16 protein-coding genes and 1 pseudogene are annotated in these 17,172 nt (G+C 37.8%); 13 read left to right on the top strand and 4 right to left on the bottom strand.

What is annotated here, in order from left to right; all coding sequences use genetic code 11:
- Window positions 1-20 precede the first annotated feature (20 nt).
- The 6 genes from IPP61_12215 to IPP61_12190 all read left to right on the top strand — a co-directional run bounded on the left by IPP61_12215 (window position 21) and on the right by IPP61_12190 (window position 4,778).
- Complete coding sequence (locus IPP61_12215) at window positions 21-1,145, top strand: Re/Si-specific NAD(P)(+) transhydrogenase subunit alpha (protein MBL0325924.1); 1,125 nt, start codon at window positions 21-23, stop codon at window positions 1,143-1,145.
- Window positions 1,146-1,149: 4 nt separating this feature from the next.
- Window positions 1,150-1,437 (top strand): NAD(P) transhydrogenase subunit alpha, encoded by a 288-nt coding sequence (locus IPP61_12210; GenBank protein ID MBL0325923.1) that lies wholly within the window; start codon window positions 1,150-1,152, stop codon window positions 1,435-1,437.
- A 3-nt stretch (window positions 1,438-1,440) separates the two neighbouring features.
- Window positions 1,441-2,829, top strand: a complete 1,389-nt coding sequence (locus IPP61_12205; GenBank protein MBL0325922.1) for an NAD(P)(+) transhydrogenase (Re/Si-specific) subunit beta — start codon at window positions 1,441-1,443, stop codon at window positions 2,827-2,829.
- Between the two features lie 197 nt (window positions 2,830-3,026).
- A complete protein-coding gene (locus IPP61_12200) occupies window positions 3,027-3,329 on the top strand; it encodes a nucleotidyltransferase domain-containing protein (protein MBL0325921.1) in 303 nt (100 codons plus the stop codon).
- On the top strand, window positions 3,319-3,654 hold the full coding sequence (locus IPP61_12195; GenBank protein ID MBL0325920.1) for a DUF86 domain-containing protein: 336 nt from the start codon (window positions 3,319-3,321) through the stop codon (window positions 3,652-3,654). Before IPP61_12200 ends, IPP61_12195 begins: the two co-directional genes overlap by 11 nt.
- A gap of 422 nt (window positions 3,655-4,076) precedes the next feature.
- Window positions 4,077-4,778: a zinc metallopeptidase gene (locus tag IPP61_12190; protein MBL0325919.1), complete on the top strand. Its 702-nt coding sequence runs from the start codon at window positions 4,077-4,079 to the stop codon at window positions 4,776-4,778.
- 113 nt (window positions 4,779-4,891) lie between these two features.
- Here IPP61_12190 and IPP61_12185 read toward each other — a convergent pair whose 3' ends face one another.
- Window positions 4,892-5,428, bottom strand: a complete 537-nt coding sequence (locus IPP61_12185) for a CvpA family protein (protein MBL0325918.1) — start codon at window positions 5,426-5,428, stop codon at window positions 4,892-4,894.
- A 2-nt stretch (window positions 5,429-5,430) separates the two neighbouring features.
- Window positions 5,431-5,880, bottom strand: coding sequence for a GatB/YqeY domain-containing protein (locus tag IPP61_12180; GenBank protein ID MBL0325917.1), 450 nt, complete (start codon window positions 5,878-5,880; stop codon window positions 5,431-5,433).
- Between the two features lie 72 nt (window positions 5,881-5,952).
- Here IPP61_12180 and IPP61_12175 point away from each other — a divergent pair, with 72 nt between their 5' ends.
- The 4 genes from IPP61_12175 to IPP61_12160 all read left to right on the top strand — a co-directional run bounded on the left by IPP61_12175 (window position 5,953) and on the right by IPP61_12160 (window position 8,993).
- Complete coding sequence (locus IPP61_12175) at window positions 5,953-6,672, top strand: pyridoxine 5'-phosphate synthase (GenBank protein ID MBL0325916.1); 720 nt, start codon at window positions 5,953-5,955, stop codon at window positions 6,670-6,672.
- A 146-nt stretch (window positions 6,673-6,818) separates the two neighbouring features.
- Window positions 6,819-7,322, top strand: a complete 504-nt coding sequence (locus tag IPP61_12170; GenBank protein MBL0325915.1) for a hypothetical protein — start codon at window positions 6,819-6,821, stop codon at window positions 7,320-7,322.
- 271 nt (window positions 7,323-7,593) lie between these two features.
- A complete protein-coding gene (locus tag IPP61_12165; GenBank protein ID MBL0325914.1) occupies window positions 7,594-8,064 on the top strand; it encodes a tryptophan-rich sensory protein in 471 nt (156 codons plus the stop codon).
- A gap of 401 nt (window positions 8,065-8,465) precedes the next feature.
- Window positions 8,466-8,993 carry a hypothetical protein gene (locus IPP61_12160; GenBank protein MBL0325913.1) on the top strand — a complete coding sequence of 176 codons (528 nt, stop codon included), beginning with the start codon at window positions 8,466-8,468 and terminating at the stop codon, window positions 8,991-8,993.
- A 6-nt stretch (window positions 8,994-8,999) separates the two neighbouring features.
- On the opposite strand, the pseudogene IPP61_12155 reads toward IPP61_12160, so the two are convergent.
- A pseudogene (locus IPP61_12155) lies at window positions 9,000-11,235 on the bottom strand (UvrD-helicase domain-containing protein).
- A gap of 193 nt (window positions 11,236-11,428) precedes the next feature.
- On the opposite strand from IPP61_12155, the gene IPP61_12150 reads away from it, so the two are divergent.
- From IPP61_12150 to IPP61_12140, 3 genes are read left to right on the top strand one after another with little or no spacing between them, the layout of a single operon-like run.
- A complete protein-coding gene (locus IPP61_12150; GenBank protein MBL0325912.1) occupies window positions 11,429-12,307 on the top strand; it encodes a hypothetical protein in 879 nt (292 codons plus the stop codon).
- Window positions 12,214-13,170, top strand: a complete 957-nt coding sequence (locus tag IPP61_12145; protein ID MBL0325911.1) for a hypothetical protein — start codon at window positions 12,214-12,216, stop codon at window positions 13,168-13,170. The genes IPP61_12150 and IPP61_12145 overlap by 94 nt, the downstream gene beginning before the upstream one ends.
- Window positions 13,113-13,829: a hypothetical protein gene (locus IPP61_12140; GenBank protein MBL0325910.1), complete on the top strand. Its 717-nt coding sequence runs from the start codon at window positions 13,113-13,115 to the stop codon at window positions 13,827-13,829. Before IPP61_12145 ends, IPP61_12140 begins: the two co-directional genes overlap by 58 nt.
- 12 nt (window positions 13,830-13,841) lie before the next feature.
- Here the strand turns inward: IPP61_12140 and IPP61_12135 are convergent, their stop codons facing one another.
- Entirely contained in the window at window positions 13,842-17,063 is a 3,222-nt protein-coding gene (locus IPP61_12135) for a hypothetical protein (GenBank protein ID MBL0325909.1), read from the bottom strand.
- Window positions 17,064-17,172 lie beyond the last annotated feature (109 nt).

Raw genomic sequence — 17,172 nt, 5'->3', positions numbered from 1 at the left:
AAAAATGAATTAATAATAATATGAAAGTTGGAGTTTTAAAAGAAACAAAACCACTTGAAACCCGTGTAGCCCTAACCCCCGATACGGTAAAGCAGCTATTGAAAAAAGGTTTTGAAGTGGCCATCGAAAAAGACGCCGGTGCCCTTTCGTCCTATTCTGACGAAGCCTATCAAGCAGCCGGTGCAACAATCTCAACCCGTGAAGACATCGCTCAGTCAGATGTAGTTTTAAAAGTTAATGCCCTTACAACCGATGAAGTTAAGCTTCTGAAAGAAGGTAATGTCACAATTTCGTTTTTGTATGCATATACGATTCCGGAGGTGGTGGATGCGTTAAAAGCCAGAAAAACCTCGGCTTTCTCAATGGACGCAGTTCCGCGTATCTCCAGGGCACAAAAAATGGATGCTCTTAGCTCACAGGCCAACCTTGCAGGATATAAAACCGTGATAGCCGGAGCCAATGCACTGGGTAAAATCTTCCCGTTGATGATGACTGCTGCCGGTACTATTACACCTACTAAAGTTTTGATTTTTGGTGCAGGTGTAGCTGGCTTACAAGCAATAGCTACAGCCAAAAGGCTAGGTGCGGTGGTTGAGGTGACCGACGTGAGACCTGAAACCAAAGAACAGGTGGAATCATTGGGTGGCCGTTTTCTTACTGTAGAAGGCGTAGAAGGTGTGAAAGTAGAAGGAGGATATGCCAAAGAAGTTTCAGCCGAGTTTTTGCAAAAACAAAAAGAATTGGTCGAAAAACACATAAAAGATGCCGATCTGGTAATTACCACCGCTTTGGTAATTGGTAAAAAAGCTCCTGTGCTGGTTTCCGAAGAAATGGTAAAATCTATGAAAAACGGTTCAGTAATAGTAGATATGGCAACCGAATCAGGCGGTAACTGTGCACTTTCGGAAAAAGATAAAACTGTTGTAAAACATGGCGTTACAATAATTGGTGATTCCAACCTTCCGGCTCAATTACCAGTGAATGCAAGTCAATTATATGGTACCAATATCATTACATTGTTGATACACCTTGCCGACAAGGATGGTTTCAAATGGGAAATGGAAGAAGAAATAACCAAAGGGTCATTGATAACCCATAATGGTGAATTGGTTCACGAATTTACTAAGTCAATTTTAAACAAATAAAACTATGAATGTAGAAGGATTAATCATATTATTATATGTGTTGGTACTGGGTAGTTATCTGGGATTTGAGCTGATCAACAAAGTTCCCCCCACCCTACACACCCCACTGATGTCAGGCTCAAACGCCATCTCAGGAATCACGATTGTTGGAGCTATTTTGGCAACCAACGAATTGGGTTATTCGACCCTAAGTAAATGGTTAGGAATGTTAGCTGTAGTTTTTGCTATGATCAATGTGGCAGGTGGATATGCAGTAACTGACCGTATGTTAAAAATGTTTAAAAAGAAATAAGAAATGAACGTATATATACAATTAGCTTATTTGATAGCCTCAGTTTTGTTTATTATAGGTATCAAAAAAATGAACAAGACTTCCGATGCCAGAGGTGGAAATATGATTTCTTCCATTGGTATGTTGATAGCCATTTTAGCCACGGTGGTTCAGGTGGAAGCAATCAGTTTGATTGACATTTTTATCTGTATGATAATCGGCTCAGCCATTGGTCTTTATACTGCTTATAAAGTAGAAATGACTCAAATGCCTGAAATGGTAGCTCTTTTCAATGGATTCGGTGGTTTAGCCTCAGTTTTTGTTTCAATTTCCGACTATTGGTTAAAATCACAGGAACATGTAATCAATATTGACATAATTACCGTAATCAGTATTATGTTAAGTGTGTTTATCGGTGGTATCACATTTACAGGCTCCATGATAGCCTGGGGAAAATTGTCTGGAAAAGTAAATGGCAATGCCATTATCTTTAAAGGCCAACATCCTTTAAATCTAGTGCTTTTTATTGTTTCGGTAGTCCTTTCAGTTTTGGCTGTAATTTATCAAGCCGACTATATCTATATCATCATCCTAACAGTAGTATCATTTATCCTGGGAGTTTTGGTGGTTATCCCGATTGGCGGTGCCGATATGCCGGTAGTAATTTCTTTGCTTAACTCGTATTCGGGTATGGCAGCTTGTACTACAGGTTTTGTGCTTAACAACAACGTGTTGATCGTGGCAGGTGCTTTGGTGGGTGCTTCGGGTATCATCCTGACAAATATCATGTGTAAAGCCATGAACCGCTCGCTGGTAAGCGTGCTTTTAGGTGGCTTTGGTGCAACCAATACCTCAGGTGGTGGTGCAGCAGGATCCGAAATCGTGGTGAAAGAAGTAGGTGTAGAAGAAGCCGCCATGCTTTTTGACTCAGCTTCATCGGTTATTGTAGTACCGGGATACGGTATGGCAGTAGCTCAGGCACAGCACATTATCAAAGAACTGATGGAACAATGCGAAAAACGTAACATAGACTTCCGTTTTGCGATTCACCCTGTGGCGGGTCGTATGCCGGGTCACATGAACGTGCTTTTGGCCGAATCCAACGTGCCTTATGACAAACTCATTGAAATGGACGATATCAACGATGATTTCCCTAATACAGACATCGTGTTTGTAGTAGGTGCCAACGACGTAGTTAACCCTGCGGCCCGTACCAATCCTCAGAGTCCGATTTACGGAATGCCAATTCTGAATGCCGACAAAGCCAGAACGGTAATCGTAAGTAAACGTAGTATGGGTAAAGGTTACGCCGGAGTAGAAAACGAACTATTTGGTTATCCTAACTGTCTGATGTTGTTTGGTGACGCTAAACAAACCATCACCAAAGTGGTAGGTGAAATGAAAGATATGTAAGATTTTTCTTACGATTAATTGAAAAGGAAGTCTGTGAGGGCTTCCTTTTTTTTGTGAAATAATTACTATATTCTTTTAAAAACCATAGTCTAAAGCAGACTATAAATTCTCATATTAAATTTTCTCAAAACATTAAGATGCTTAAAATAATACATTTCGAAAAAAAATTAATAAATTGCTAAAAACTTGATTTTATTATGAAAATTGAGAAAATTAAAATTGATCAGATTCAGGAACTTTGCCGAACCAACAAAGTAAAAACTCTATTTGCTTTCGGTTCAGTGACCAGAGATGACTTTAATGAGAATTCTGACATAGATTTGGTGGTTGATTTTGATGAAAATGATCCTTTCAACTATACAGACCTTTACTTCAATCTAAAAAACAATCTTGAGAAAATTTTAAAAAGAAATGTTGACTTATTAGAAGACAGGGCAATAAAAAATAGATTGTTCAGACAACAACTTGATAACACCAAGGTAAAAATCTATGGATATTAAAATTCAAGCCTGGCTTATTGATATAAATCTTTGCATTGATGAAATATTTGAGTTTTTAGGAGACCGCAGAGACTTTATTGCATATAAAAGTGATTTAAAGACCAAAAAAGCCATAGAGAGAAATCTCGAAATAATTGGTGAGGCCATGAATAGAATTTTAAAGATTGACTGCAACTTTCCAGTCGAAAATGCAAAAAATATTATTGGAACAAGAAATAGAATTATTCATAGTTACGATAACATTTCGGATGAAGTCATTTGGACTATTATTGTTAGGGATTTACCTCTTCTTAAAAGTCAAATCGAAAAAATATCAAATGGCTAATTAATATAAGTATGATTGAAACGATTGTTGGTTTTATTACACCTATTATCATGATTATTTTTGGTATTTGGTTAAAAAAAGGATATTTACCTAATACAAAAAGTGAAGGTAAACTGTGGTTATGGTTAATAATAATTGGAACAATTGGAATATTATTTAAATTGATAAAATTGTTTTTGTACTAGACTTAATTTATGGTTTTCAGCTTTTTATTTTTATTTCAAACCCAATAACCAGAAATATAAAAATCCGCAACAATCAGATTAACAGTTTCTTGCTTTCAACCTTTTTTTTTGCCACCATTCAAATACAAAAACCATATTTTCATAAAGAATTAATCACAAACAGAAACCCTGTGACTGTGACTTTTGTTTTAAGTCTAAATTGTGTTAATTTTAAATTCAAATCAAACAAATTAAAAAATGATTCTGATAATTGGTGTAGTGTTTATGTTGATCGGTATGTTTGTGAGCAGCCGGTTAAAAAGCAAATTCGCTGAATATTCGCGTGTTGGGCTATCTAATGGCCTTAGCGGTGCCGAAATCGCCGAGAAAATGTTGCATGACAATAATATTTATGATGTAAGAATCACCCAGGTGGACGGTGAACTTACCGACCATTATAACCCTGCTGACAAGACCGTTAACCTCAGTTCTGATGTATATCATGGCAGAAGTGTCTCAGCAGCGGCAGTAGCTGCCCACGAATGCGGCCATGCGGTGCAGCACGCCACGGCTTATGCTGCCCTGAAGATGCGTTCGGCTATGGTGCCCGCAGTAAATGTGGCCTCCAATGTGATGCGTATGCTCAACATGTTTTTGATGTTTGGGGGTATTTACATGCTTTCTCAGGGAAGTGCCATCGGTAATCTTTTGCTAATCGTTTTAATCATTGCCAATGCGGCCATCACAGCATTTTCTTTGATTACGCTACCGGTTGAATATGACGCCTCCAAAAGAGCCCTTGCCTGGATGACCACCCGAAATATTGTGAACAATTCGGAACACGGCATGGCCAAAGATGCTCTCGACTGGGCAGCCAGAACTTATGTAGTAGGTGCTCTCGCAGCCATCGCCAACCTCATGTACTATGTAATGTTGTTTTTGGGAAGAAGAGACGACTGATTAATGTGATAATGAGTTAATTGGAGATTGAACTTGTTAAATCTGAATGGAGCTATAAACAGTTTTTCTTCATAACAAAAAAGCCTTCGGAGTATTCTGAAGGCTTTTTTGATTTAGTCCGCTATCTTTTCTTTTAGTCCTTTGAGATATTCCAGCCAGTTGCCGCCGGGCAGGAAGTCAGAGATTTTTGAAATGATATCAGGAGCAAAAGAGCTCACATAAGGGTAAAACTGGCTTTGGGCTATGGAAGTCTCAGGAAAAGTAATTCCGATTTTACCGGCAATCCAAATCAGCAAACTGATGCCAAACATGGCGGTTACTCCACCCAAAACAGCACCTAAAATCCCATCCAGTACACCCAGAAAAGTCAGTCTAACGGCTTTACGCAGCATACCACTCACTTTCCGGAATAAAAAAATGGCCGGAATAAAAATGATGAAAAAGCTCAGATACGGCGAGATAAAGTGCAGAGTATCTTTGCCCAAAACACTTTCCAAAAAACTGGACCCCAGACTAAGAAATTTAAAACCTAACACCACCGCAGCAATAAATGCAATGACCCCCAGAATCTCAATCAAAAGGCCTTTTCTGTAACCTTGAAAGGCTCCAATCAAGATTGGAACCAACAAAATCAAGTCTAAAGTGGCCATGTTTATTGAGCCAAAAGTTTTTTGACCATTTCTGAGATCGCCCTTCCTTCAGCTTTTCCGGCCAGTTGTTTTGAGGCTACGCCCATCACTTTGCCCATATCAGACGGTGCCTTGGCTCCTACCTGCTCGATAATGGCAGCAATTTGGCTTTGAAGTTCTTCTTCTGACATAGCAGCTGGAAGATACACTTCTATCACTGCGATTTCGGCCAATTCTTTATCCAAAAGATCCTGACGACCCTGAGTTTTGTAGATTTCCACCGAGTCTTTGCGTTGTTTTACAGCCTTTTGCAAAATCTTCATTTCGTCGGCTTCAGTCAGTTCCGTGGCACCCGGCTTGGTTTCTTCTATCAAAATCAGCTTTTTAATATCTCTCAATGCAAGCAATTTTCCCTGATCTCTGGCCAGCATGGCTGCCTTGATATCGGCATCTATTTGTGTTTTTAATGACATTTTTTTAGTATTTATTGTTAAATCTTTCTGTTTATTCCCGAATTTTGGTTTTTCGAAAAATCAAATACAAAAATGACAAAATTATCGGTCAATATCAACAAAATAGCCACATTAAGAAATTCCCGGGGTGGTAATATGCCTAACCTCGTTAAAACTGCCATTGATTGTGAGCTGTTTGGGGCACAGGGCATCACGGTGCATCCCAGGCCTGATGAACGACATATTCGCTATCAGGATGTTTTTGATTTGAAAAAAATCGTCACTACAGAGTTTAATATTGAGGGAAACCCTAGGGAAGGAAGATTTCAGGAGGTGGTTTTGGCCGTAAGACCCGAACAAGTGACTTTAGTGCCCGATGCACTGGGTGCTGTGACCTCCAATGCTGGCTGGGATACCATCACTCATCTGAAAAGATTGAAAGAGATTGTAAAAATCTATAAGTCTGAGGGAATCAGGGTATCAATTTTTGTGGATGCCAGACCGGAAATGGTTTCTGCCGCTGCCGAAACCGGAGCTCACAGAGTAGAACTTTACACCGAATCTTACGCCTCGGAATATCCCCAAGATCGTGAAAAAGCCATTGAGCCTTTCATAAAAGCAGCCGAAATGGCCCAAAGAGTAGGTTTGGGTCTCAATGCCGGGCATGATTTAAGCCTGGAAAATCTGGCGTATTTCTACAAAAACATTCCGGGATTGCTTGAAGTTTCCATCGGACACGCCCTGATATCTGATGCACTGTATTATGGTCTGGAAAATACGATTCAGATGTACCGAAGGCAGTTGGAGGGGTAAAAAAAAACTCCTCCAAAAATTTGAATTTCAAAACTTTAGTACTATTTTCATCCTGATTTTCAGGAAAAAATTATCTCCCTTTTTTACAGATAATTCCACAAAATCTGAATTAAAACATTATTCCCAATTTTTAAAACACATCAGAAATGAAAAAAATCGCATTTGCGTTCATTGTAAGTTTGATTTCAGGTCAATTACTTGCTCAAACTACCGGTTGTTGTCCGAATTTTTACACATCGATTACTAATAATCCTTTTGCGTGCTTATCAGGTATTGGCACTATTGATGGCAAAGCAATTTCATCACTTACGCCTGGTGGAAGTTCTGCATTTGGATCAATAGTTATCACTGTTTCAAAAAATGGGGTAAGCCCCGGCACATATCCCAATAATGCACCTGAGCTTAGTTTGCTTAATGTTAAAACTTATGGTACAGAATGGCTTGGCTATCAAGGCAAAATGGTCAGAGTCTTTTCTGTTACTGTGCCTTTTTCTTCAATGACAAATTATGTGATTGACGATGCCTGTAATCTGGTATGTAAGTGGACATTAATTCAACCGCAATGCCTGATTGCTCCCTGCCCTATCCAGTATTCGACTGACTGTACACCTTCTTTTTTCAAAAACTCCGAAGTGATAAAGAGGCCTTAATTTCAGGGAATAACTTTGGCATTTTTAAACAATATCCTTCGAATCGGGTTAAATAATCATAATCAAGCGGTTCATAAGAAAGGTGTTGTTTGTGAGGACTCAATCAAAGGCGATGATTTTGTTTGTGAGGACACAAACAATGGCAATTTCGTTTTGAGGTCACAAACAATGGCGATGATTTTTGTTTGTGAGGACACAAACAAAGACTATTTCGTTTGTGAGGACACAAACAATGGCAGTAGGTTAAAAATTCATAATCAAACAATACAAAATGCCTAGTTCATTTGTTTTAAGACTTATAATTTTCCTGATCATAAATTTTGGTGCTTTAGGTTTAGGTGGGCTATTTACCAATTCTGGTGTTACATCAGATTGGTATCAAAACCTGAATAAGGCCCCCTGGACGCCCCCGGGTTGGGTTTTCGGAGCAGCCTGGACCACCATTATGGTCTGTTTTTCGATTTTTATGAGTTATGCGACAAAAAACATCTCACTGAATTCTGGATTTTTGCTGGTTTTTGGTATTCAAGTGGTGCTGAATATTCTCTGGAACCCTTTGTTTTTTTATTTTAAATTGACGGGTATTTCATTGGCAGTAATAGTTTTGTTGCTTCTTGTTGTGATTTACATCTTTTATTTAAAACTTCCTGAGCTCCGGATAAAATCCTTACTTATAACACCTTACATCATCTGGCTTATTATTGCCACTTCGCTCAATGCTTTCGTAGTTATCAAAAATTGAATTGAATGGATTTTTTGTAACAAAATAAAACGGATCAATCCAAAATGTTGGGGGATAATTATAAATTCAAAAACTAGTAGGTGTTAATTAAATCAAATGAAAATACTTTGAATGTCTGTGCAGTGTTTAGAAAAATTTTCCACAAGGAAATTTCTAATTTATGATGGCAAAATGAAATTTTTCGTGACATTTTGCACAGACCGCCCTTTTTTTGCTTCGTTTTTTTGGGCGAGCAAAAAAATGAAGGGGGACGCCTAGTTACCACCGGTAGGCAACTTCAGATTGGTATCCCCCCAACTTTTTTGATTCTTCCAATAAAACTTTTACATATTTGATTTTTTTGAAAAAAAATATTGTTATTTTTGAATAGTCCGTATTTTTCAAATAAAAACAATTTAAAAATGAAACTAAAATTCCTCCTCCTGGCTTCAATTGTATTTTTTAGTACTAAAAATTCTTCTGCACAAACCAAAATGGTGAGCATGAAAGCCGGCCATGTTTTTAATATCAGCCTGCCCGACTATATGGATAAAACTGTCGGATTAAACGATGCTTCTGTTTTTCAATTCAAAAATGTGATTAAAGATTTGGCAGGTTTTGTAATCGTGGATACCAAAGAAGAATTAAGCCTGGCAGAGATAAAATTCACCAATACTGCGGAATACTACGAAAATTTCATGGAAGGGTTTTTAAAAGATACCAAAGACCGCACAATAGGAAAAAGTTCACAAAAGAAAATAGGAGAAGTGAGCTTTATAGAAAGTGAGGCATCATACTATGACGAGGAAATCCAAAATACGATTGTGTATTTCGTGGGCGGAGTTGAAACTCAAAAGTCCTATTACAAGGTGCTAATTTGGGCTACAAAAGACAATTTCCCAAAATACAAATCAGATTTTCAGAAGATATTGTACAGTATTTCGGACTGAAATATCTTATTCCACGATTCTCAGTTTTGCAAAACTCAGCAATAAGGTTTTTTCACCTTCATTGTCAAATTCTATGACAGCTTTGGCGGTCGGACCCAGATTATCCATCTTTTTCACGGTCCCATAACCAAACTTCTGGTGCTCTACTTTGTCTCCTGCTTTGAGATTTTTTGTATCAGAAGCCTGAAAATCAACCGATGGAACATGTTGTTGTGCGGGTTTTATCTGGCTCACCTGCTTTAAGTTTGCTATGGTCTGGCTTCGGGTAGGCGGAGCAGTTTGTACCGGTTTGGTAGCAGGCATTACTCTGCGTTGGAAGCCTTGAAAGTCAAATGAATCGCTACCAAAAGCACCTCCACCGGGTTTATCGGTTTCTTTTAGATAAATAGGGTCAATCTCCTCAATGAAGCGACTTTTTTCACAGAAATTAAGCTTACCCCAGTTATATCTTTGCTCGGCATAGGTCAGTGTCAGGCGTTTTTCGGCCCGGGTTATAGCCACATAAAACAGACGGCGTTCTTCCTCCAGGTCATCCCGGTTTTTGAGCATCATCTGCGACGGAAACAGGTTTTCTTCCATCCCAACTACGAATACATGTTTAAATTCCAGCCCTTTTGCACCGTGAATGGTCATCATGGTTACTTTGTCGGGATCGCCATCGCCATCGTCGTCGGCGGTGGTCAACAGTGAAACCGACTGTAAAAAAGCACCCAAAGATTTGTCTTCCACATCGGGGTTGTCGGTAAACTGCTTGATGGAGTTGAGCAATTCCTCGAGGTTGTCGTACCGGGCTTTTCCTTCCACGGTTTTATCGATGTACAGCTCATGCATCAATCCGGTACTTTTGGCCACCTGCATGGCGATGGTATGGGCGTCTTTCTCATCATCCATCATGATTTTGTAACTCTTTATGAGATTTACAAAGTTTTCGATAGAACCCGCTGCTTTGCCATCAAAATAAACTTTAATGTTGCTCACAATATCCCAAATGGGTTTCTGTTGCTCTGATGCCGTTACCAAAATTTTAGCAACCGTGGTGTCCCCAATCCCTCTTTTAGGCAGATTTATGATACGTTTAAAGGCTTCTTCGTCCTGCTGATTTACCGTAAACCTCAGGTAACCAAGAATATCCTTGATTTCTTTTCTCTGGTAAAAAGACAGTCCGCCAATGATACGGTATTTGATATTTATTTTTCTAAGGGCCTCCTCAAATGCCCGTGATTGGGCGTTGGTTCGGTATAAAATTGCAAAATCCTGGTTCCTGAGTCCATCTCTTCCTTTTGACTCAAATATAGCGTTAGCCACGATTCTACCTTCTTCATTATCAGAATGAGCCTTGATTACTTCCAGTTTGTCGCCTTCTTCATTGTCTGAAAAAATCTTTTTTTCCAGCTGATTTTTGTTTTTGGCTATCAAGGAATTCGCAGCATTTACAATATTTTTGGTCGAGCGGTAGTTTTGCTCCAGTTTGACCACATTCAGGTCGGGATAATCCTTTTTGAAATTAAGGATATTTTGAATATTCGCCCCGCGGAAAGCATAGATACTCTGAGCATCGTCGCCCACTACACAAATATTCTGATTTACCGCAGAGAGTTTTTTGGTAATCAGGTACTGAGAAATATTGGTATCCTGAAACTCATCGACCATCACATGCTTAAACTTATGCTGGTATTTGTTCAGCACGTCCAGATGATCCCGAAAAAGAACGTTGGTATTGAACAACAAATCATCAAAATCCATAGCATTTGCAGAAAAACACCTCATGGAATAGGTCTTGAAAATCCTGCCGATTTCGGGCATCTGAGCTCCGGTATCCTCAGCCTGAAAAATCGGATTTTCGTTGTAAGCCTGCCAGCTGATCAGATTATTTTTTGCTCCTGAAATTCTGTTTAATATAAAATTGGGCTTGTAAGTTTTGTCGTCTAATCCAAATTCCTTTACGATGGTTTTTATCAGTGATTTGCTATCGTCGGTATCATAAATTGTAAAATTGGAAGTATAACCCAAACGATGGCCTTCGATCCTTAAAATCTTGGCAAAAACCGAGTGAAAAGTACCCATCCAAAGGTTTTTTGCCTCAGAACCTATTATTTTTTCAATCCGATGCCGCATTTCTTCTGCGGCTTTATTGGTAAATGTGAGCGATAAAATATTAAACGGATCAACCCCCTGCCCCATCAGATGGGCAATGCGATAGGTGAGCACGTGTTTTGCCGGAACCCGCACCGGCAATGATCATCAAAGGACCATTTTCGTGGGTTACAGCGTCGTATTGTGGGGGATTAAGGCTCGCTAAGTAGTCAGACACCGAATTTTTGTTTTATTGATTTTTGCAAAGATAACATGCAAAAGAATTGGAATAAATGGAAATCAAAATTTGAAAGTGATTTTGCCATGATTTTGTTGTAAATTGTACTCAAAAAAAGCCGGCCTTGTTTTATTTTTCGATTGATTTTTCTTTAAAACCTTATTCAATAATCCACAATGGCGATGCTTTTGTGCAGGAAACCGAAGAATGGTTGCTTTTAACTGACCGTCATTTTCAGGATAATTATCCGGAAATAAATATTGGAAAGGAATTTTCCGCAGGTAATTTTTCAATACTCAAAGATTTACATGTTGGCTTCAGCATCATTTTTTATTCAAAAAAAACTCATAAACTTCAGGTATTCAGAGATTTATTCGGAATAAAAAGCATTTATTTCTCACTCATTAATGATAAAATCTGCATCTCAGACCGGATCAAATCATTGCAAGAAACAGGTGAAAATAACCTGGACAACAAATACATAAAGGCTTATCTTGATTTTGAAATTTCGGATCAGAATATAAATGCCGACACTTTTTTTTCCAACATAAAAAGAGTGCTGCCGGGTCATATTCTGACATATGAAATCAATAATTTGAAACAAGAACCCAATGAAAGTCTGGTTCATTTTGAAGCATCCAATGAAGATTTTTTGGAAGTAATTAAAGAAAAAATTAAAGATTTTAGCTTAAAATTTGAATCCGTTGGTACTTATCTTAGTGGCGGCCTTGATTCCGGTTTGATTTCCATTTTGCTAAATTATGAATCCAAAAAACACACCGCTTTTTATTTCAAAACTGATTCAGAATTAACAGAAGATGAGACCTTAGCAGAAGAAATCGCTGAAAATTTTGGGTTTCCATTAAAAAAAATATCGCCACCAATTGTTGACATTGTAATTCTTAAAGATTGGGCTTCAAAAAGTATGCAACCGGAACTGATGCTTTTCCCTGCAGAAATATTTGCAAAATCATTAATTCCGGAAATGAAAAAGTACTTCTGAGTGGTCATGGAGGCGATACCATTGCAGGTGAAGGTTTGGAATATCTGGAAATTCAGTTTGAAAACAGGGCATTTAAAAGCTTAAAAAACAGCTTATTTTTATATTATTCAAAAAAAGTAGCTTCCTGGGAAAAAATCGGTAAATCCGAAACTTTTCAATCATTCCTTTCGGGTTATTTCTTAAAAAAATCATTACAAATATTTCAAAAAAACGCTCTTTGGCCGGCTTTAAAGCTTATTTTCAGATTATTTCAGGATTTTGATTTAAGTGTATTTGATTTATTTGACAGGATAAATTTGAAAAGCATTTTAAGCAAATTGAATAAAAAAAGTCCTACTCAATTTAAAGGAGTTGACTTTGCTTCATTGTTTTTGAAAACAGGCACCAGGCACCAAAAAAGCCAGTTAAATTCTAATTTTATCGGATTGGGAGTACATGCTTTAGAAACTTTTGGTCTGATTGACGAGCTCACCAACAGCAGGACCCTTTATCCCTTACTTGATGCCCGGCTTTTGAATATCAGCCTTTTTCAGAGTCCTTTGGAAAAATTTTCACATGGAAGAGGCAGAGGAACCATACGGCAAGCATTGGAAAAAGTGGCTCCAGAAAATCTTACAAACCGTACAGGGAAAGGCGATTTTGACAAACTAATAGAGGCTATTTTCAAAGATTTATGGGAATCTTACGGGAAATTGATTCCGGATAATCATGAAGTTTGGAAATATGCCGATAAAAATATCTACAACAATGTATCGGGTTTTGATTCAGACCCTATTTTTACAGAAAAAATCAATAAAGACGATTTATGGTACGTGCAACGAACTATGTATCTGGCCATTTGGCTCGACGTTTTGGGGTCTTAACATTACTTATTGTCAGCATATTATGGTCATGTAAAGATGATTTTGAACCTGCTAAAACTGACTACTACCCCGTTGAAGAAAACGCCAGGAGAATCTACAAAGTCACTGAAAATATTTATGCAGTAAACGCTGAACCCATAAAAAAAACATACTACCTCAAAGAACAAATCATCAATGTTTCTCAATCAGGCGAAGGAACTGAATTTTTGATTTCAAGAAATATAAGCACCACTATTTCAGGAGATTACCAATCAGAGAGTGTATTTAAAGGAAGTAGAAATCCAAACCTCCTGATGATAAAGGAAGGTAACATTGATTTTGTAAAAATGATATTTCCAGTGAGTGATGGGCTAACTTTTAACCCCAACAAATATAATTCTTTACCCGAGGAATCCTCAAAATGTCAGATTACAGAAAGTACTTTTTCGATTAGCGGATTTTCTTCAGGTTCTTTGTTAGCTGTGATAGAAAAAAACGATTCGTCACTTATTGACAGAAAGTTAAAATACGCCAGATACGCAAACGGAATTGGCATGATTGAATTTAGAGACAGAGACCTGGAATATTGTCAGGTCACACCCGAATGCATAGGAAAGGGCATAATTTCGAGTGGAAAAGACATTAAATATGAATTGGTCAGCCTGGTTCCGGGAAAATAATCTCAGTGTTTTTTATCTTATCACCACTCTGGATTCCAGGGTTTCGGATACCGAATTTTTAAAATCGACCTTAATTTTGATAATATAACTACCAGCTCCATAAAGACTTTTTACAGGCAAAAACACATTGTTAGGGCCCACTTTCGGTGAAAACGGTAAATCAAAAAGTCTTTTACCTGAGGTTTCAAAAACAGAAACAACACCTCCAATGGGATTTTCAGGACTTACAATCTGAATTTTTGCAGTTACATCGGATTCGGCAGGATTTGGAAAAACTATCAAAATACCTTTTGAACTTTGATCAGTTACTTTAAAGCTTATCTCAAATGGAGTTCCCACGGTATTCCCTTCTTTGTCGGCACCTTGCACCAATAACCAATGCGTGCCGGCTTGCAATTGAAGGTCGGAAAGTAAAAATTGCATCTGATTGTCAGAAACTCGGTTTACGACAAACTTGTTCATATCCAATGGCAAATATTGGCAGGTTTCGCAGGATTTCAGATAAACTTTTACCAGACCATCGGGTGCCTTCAGGCTGCGGTCGTCATTGAGAATCACCGTCAGAGAAGCATTTTTTGCTATTAATTGCTCATTTTCAATACTTTTTCCATCAATTTTCACCTCCAAAAATGGCCTCAGAACATCAGCCAGGAAGTTTTCAGGATATAAGGTTTTTGAACTTATTTCGGTCCATTCCGCCTGTCCCGGAAAATTCATAGCTACTTCATTGTTAGCCTCATTGTATTCTTCAATACCATTTTCGGGATCAATCTTTATTTCAATTTTTCTTATTTTGTCTGAATAAGGCACTTTAAAAAACACGGTATCCATTTTGGCAAATGCAGAACCGGTTTGATTAAAACTTATTGATTGTCCGGATTCCTGAGTGATTTTGGCCAGATATTTAACTTTTTCAGAGGGCGAAAATCTGCCATAATTTTTCAAAACAGCCCCAACAATAAAGGAGTCAGATTTGGAAATGGCATTGTACGAGCTCAAAGTTTGAACAAACATCCCAAGGGAATCGGCAAGGTAGTCAGGTTTGGATACAGGGAAAATCCGAAGTGCGGGGTCACCCTGAAAAACTACCTGATGCATATCGGCCAATATGTAATTATCGGCTTTTTTGGCAGAAAGCGTTTTATTGATTTTTTGATGGATCTCTCCGATTGTGGCGTTTTTGCTATCATCATTCTGGAAAAAATTTCCGTACATGAGGTCAAGATATTCTTTTGTGGAATTATAATAACTCCAGAAAGAATTGGCAAAAAGTCCGATCGCACCTTTGTCGGGTGTAATCAACCAGTCAGTGCTGAGGGTATTGTAACGATAAAATATATTGCCTACCCCACAGCCATTAAAAAACATAAACGGGTACTTTGACTTGTTGTTATAATTACGTTTCAGATCTGAGCTATAACCAATGTTAAGGTCAATAATTGTAGGTGAACCATGCCCCACAAATGTTACCAGACTTACGCCTTTGTTGATAGGTGTGCTTATATCTACTTCCTCAATTTCACCTGTTTGCTTTTTTGACATCACTTCTACCTCGCCTGAGAAAGGGCCGGTCTTTACACCCTTTTCGTTTTCAATCAACAGGTTTTTAAGCAATGACATCTCAAAATTATTTTCACCGCCACTCAGATGCAAAACATTTTTACGCCACTCTGCCGATTTTATTTGTTCAAATTCCTTTACTTTTTTCAGATAGTTTCTGACTTCTGTATTATTTGTAACATTGAGCCTTCCCGTAGGCACGCCTTCCATATCAGGGTCAACACCAAAGAGGCCTGCAGTGAGAAGAACATCGGATCCCGGATACCCAAATGATGGCACCAGTTCCTGGTTAGATTTCAAGACATCCGGAAAAGTGACTGCTTTACCAATCAAAAAAAGGTTTTTTCTATCAGAGACGGCGTCCATTATGTCAGCCACTGCATTTTTTATTACCAGTGGATTTTTTTCACCAAAAAAATACTGATCATATAGGTCTTCTATAAAAACCACTTCTGACCTGAACTCACCCCCTTCTTTGCTATTTCTGTAACTGGCCCACTCATTTGCAGATTCTTTCAGGCTTTTGTGAGTAATAATCAGATATTCGGGTTTTGAAGTTCTTTTTTTGAAAGAAACTATTCCTGCAATTTTTGGCTTAGTAAATTTATCAGTCACAAACAGCCTAACAGGATTTCCTGAACTGAAATATTGAAAATCAGAGCCCTGGGTGATATTTATTGTATTTATATTTAAATCATCAGAAATATCAAAAACACGGAAAGTTGATTCCGGTTTTTTAAAGATTATCATCGAGTCTTTTACCGGTAAGTCCAATGTTCTTGGGTAAACCAAATTTTCAAAACCTTTGGGAAATTTTGCCTCAATATAATTTACTGAATACCAATCAAATGCCCCTTTATTATTTCCTTTAATTTCAAAATTCAATTCATGAGCTCCTGAATTTTCCTCAAGAGTATCGGTATAAACACCAAAAGGTGGAATCGAAATCCTGTTTCGCAAAACTTTAGTATTGAGGCTCAAATTGAGATTATGAAAAAGTCTTGATCTGCCATTCAGGCTTAAAAAAATCTCAGTTTTTTGGCCATTATTTTTGATACCGGGCAGTTTGATGTTGATTTTTTTGGTAGTATCAGTGGTGGTGAATTCACCCGACCAGCCTTCTCCGGGTTCATAAAAACTTTGTTGAATCACCGGCAGCAAGCCAATAGAATTATTGAGCGAATACTGGGTATTGGGAGCATAAAGCACACTTTCAATAAAATATGCTGAAGTATCTTTGGAGGGTTTTGCGTAACTTTCTGTTGTTCTTATAGGTGTTTGTTCAGAATTGTAAATATAATAAACCGAAATATCACTGAAAAGACTATTGAAAGGGTTGTTTCTTACCATTGGTCTGTAAACCAATGAGTCTAGTTCGCCCTTGTTTTTTTCGGCATAAAACTCTATATAACCACCCGGAAGTAATTCTGAATCTGTTTCATTTTGTGTAATCAGGCTTATTTCTTTACCGTGATGTACAAGGCTCAAATTTTTAAAAGATGAAACCCCTGCATTTTTTAAATCCTGATAAGTAAGTCGGTAAATACCATCTTGCGAAATTTCAATTTTCAGATATTGTGTGTCATATTTTACCCAATCGGAAAAATGTGCCAGCTGCCCGGCAGCCGGAATTTTTAGGCTCAAAAACACAAGAAAAAGCACAAACAACCTCATAATATTTCCCAATAATTTTCAAAATTAAGCAAAACACATTAATCTAGCCTAATAATTTAAGAATTGGATTTATGTAAAAAACATGATAAAAAACAAAAAAATACAATTT

It is taken from the genome of Cytophagaceae bacterium, from assembly GCA_016722655.1.
In the GTDB taxonomy this organism is placed as follows: Bacteria; Bacteroidota; Bacteroidia; order Cytophagales; family Spirosomataceae; genus Leadbetterella.
The sequence above is the reverse complement of the archived record's forward strand: the minus strand, read 5'-3'. Positions and strand labels throughout refer to the sequence as shown.

Excerpts from the sequence above, each read along its gene's own strand:
- IPP61_12195 (MBL0325920.1), top strand. The coding sequence starts at position 3,319 with ATGGATATTAAAATTCAAGCCTGGCTTATTGATATAAATCTTTGCATT.
- IPP61_12210 (MBL0325923.1), top strand. The coding sequence starts at position 1,150 with ATGAATGTAGAAGGATTAATCATATTATTATATGTGTTGGTACTGGGT.
- IPP61_12215 (MBL0325924.1), top strand. The coding sequence starts at position 21 with ATGAAAGTTGGAGTTTTAAAAGAAACAAAACCACTTGAAACCCGTGTA.
- IPP61_12185 (MBL0325918.1), bottom strand. The coding sequence starts at position 5,428 with ATGGCCACTTTAGACTTGATTTTGTTGGTTCCAATCTTGATTGGAGCC.
- IPP61_12165 (MBL0325914.1), top strand. The coding sequence starts at position 7,594 with ATGCCTAGTTCATTTGTTTTAAGACTTATAATTTTCCTGATCATAAAT.
- IPP61_12135 (MBL0325909.1), bottom strand. The coding sequence starts at position 17,063 with ATGAGGTTGTTTGTGCTTTTTCTTGTGTTTTTGAGCCTAAAAATTCCG.
- IPP61_12170 (MBL0325915.1), top strand. The coding sequence starts at position 6,819 with ATGAAAAAAATCGCATTTGCGTTCATTGTAAGTTTGATTTCAGGTCAA.
- IPP61_12200 (MBL0325921.1), top strand. The coding sequence starts at position 3,027 with ATGAAAATTGAGAAAATTAAAATTGATCAGATTCAGGAACTTTGCCGA.
- IPP61_12175 (MBL0325916.1), top strand. The coding sequence starts at position 5,953 with ATGACAAAATTATCGGTCAATATCAACAAAATAGCCACATTAAGAAAT.
- IPP61_12205 (MBL0325922.1), top strand. The coding sequence starts at position 1,441 with ATGAACGTATATATACAATTAGCTTATTTGATAGCCTCAGTTTTGTTT.
- IPP61_12190 (MBL0325919.1), top strand. The coding sequence starts at position 4,077 with ATGATTCTGATAATTGGTGTAGTGTTTATGTTGATCGGTATGTTTGTG.
- IPP61_12180 (MBL0325917.1), bottom strand. The coding sequence starts at position 5,880 with ATGTCATTAAAAACACAAATAGATGCCGATATCAAGGCAGCCATGCTG.
- IPP61_12140 (MBL0325910.1), top strand. The coding sequence starts at position 13,113 with ATGGTACGTGCAACGAACTATGTATCTGGCCATTTGGCTCGACGTTTT.
- IPP61_12160 (MBL0325913.1), top strand. The coding sequence starts at position 8,466 with ATGAAACTAAAATTCCTCCTCCTGGCTTCAATTGTATTTTTTAGTACT.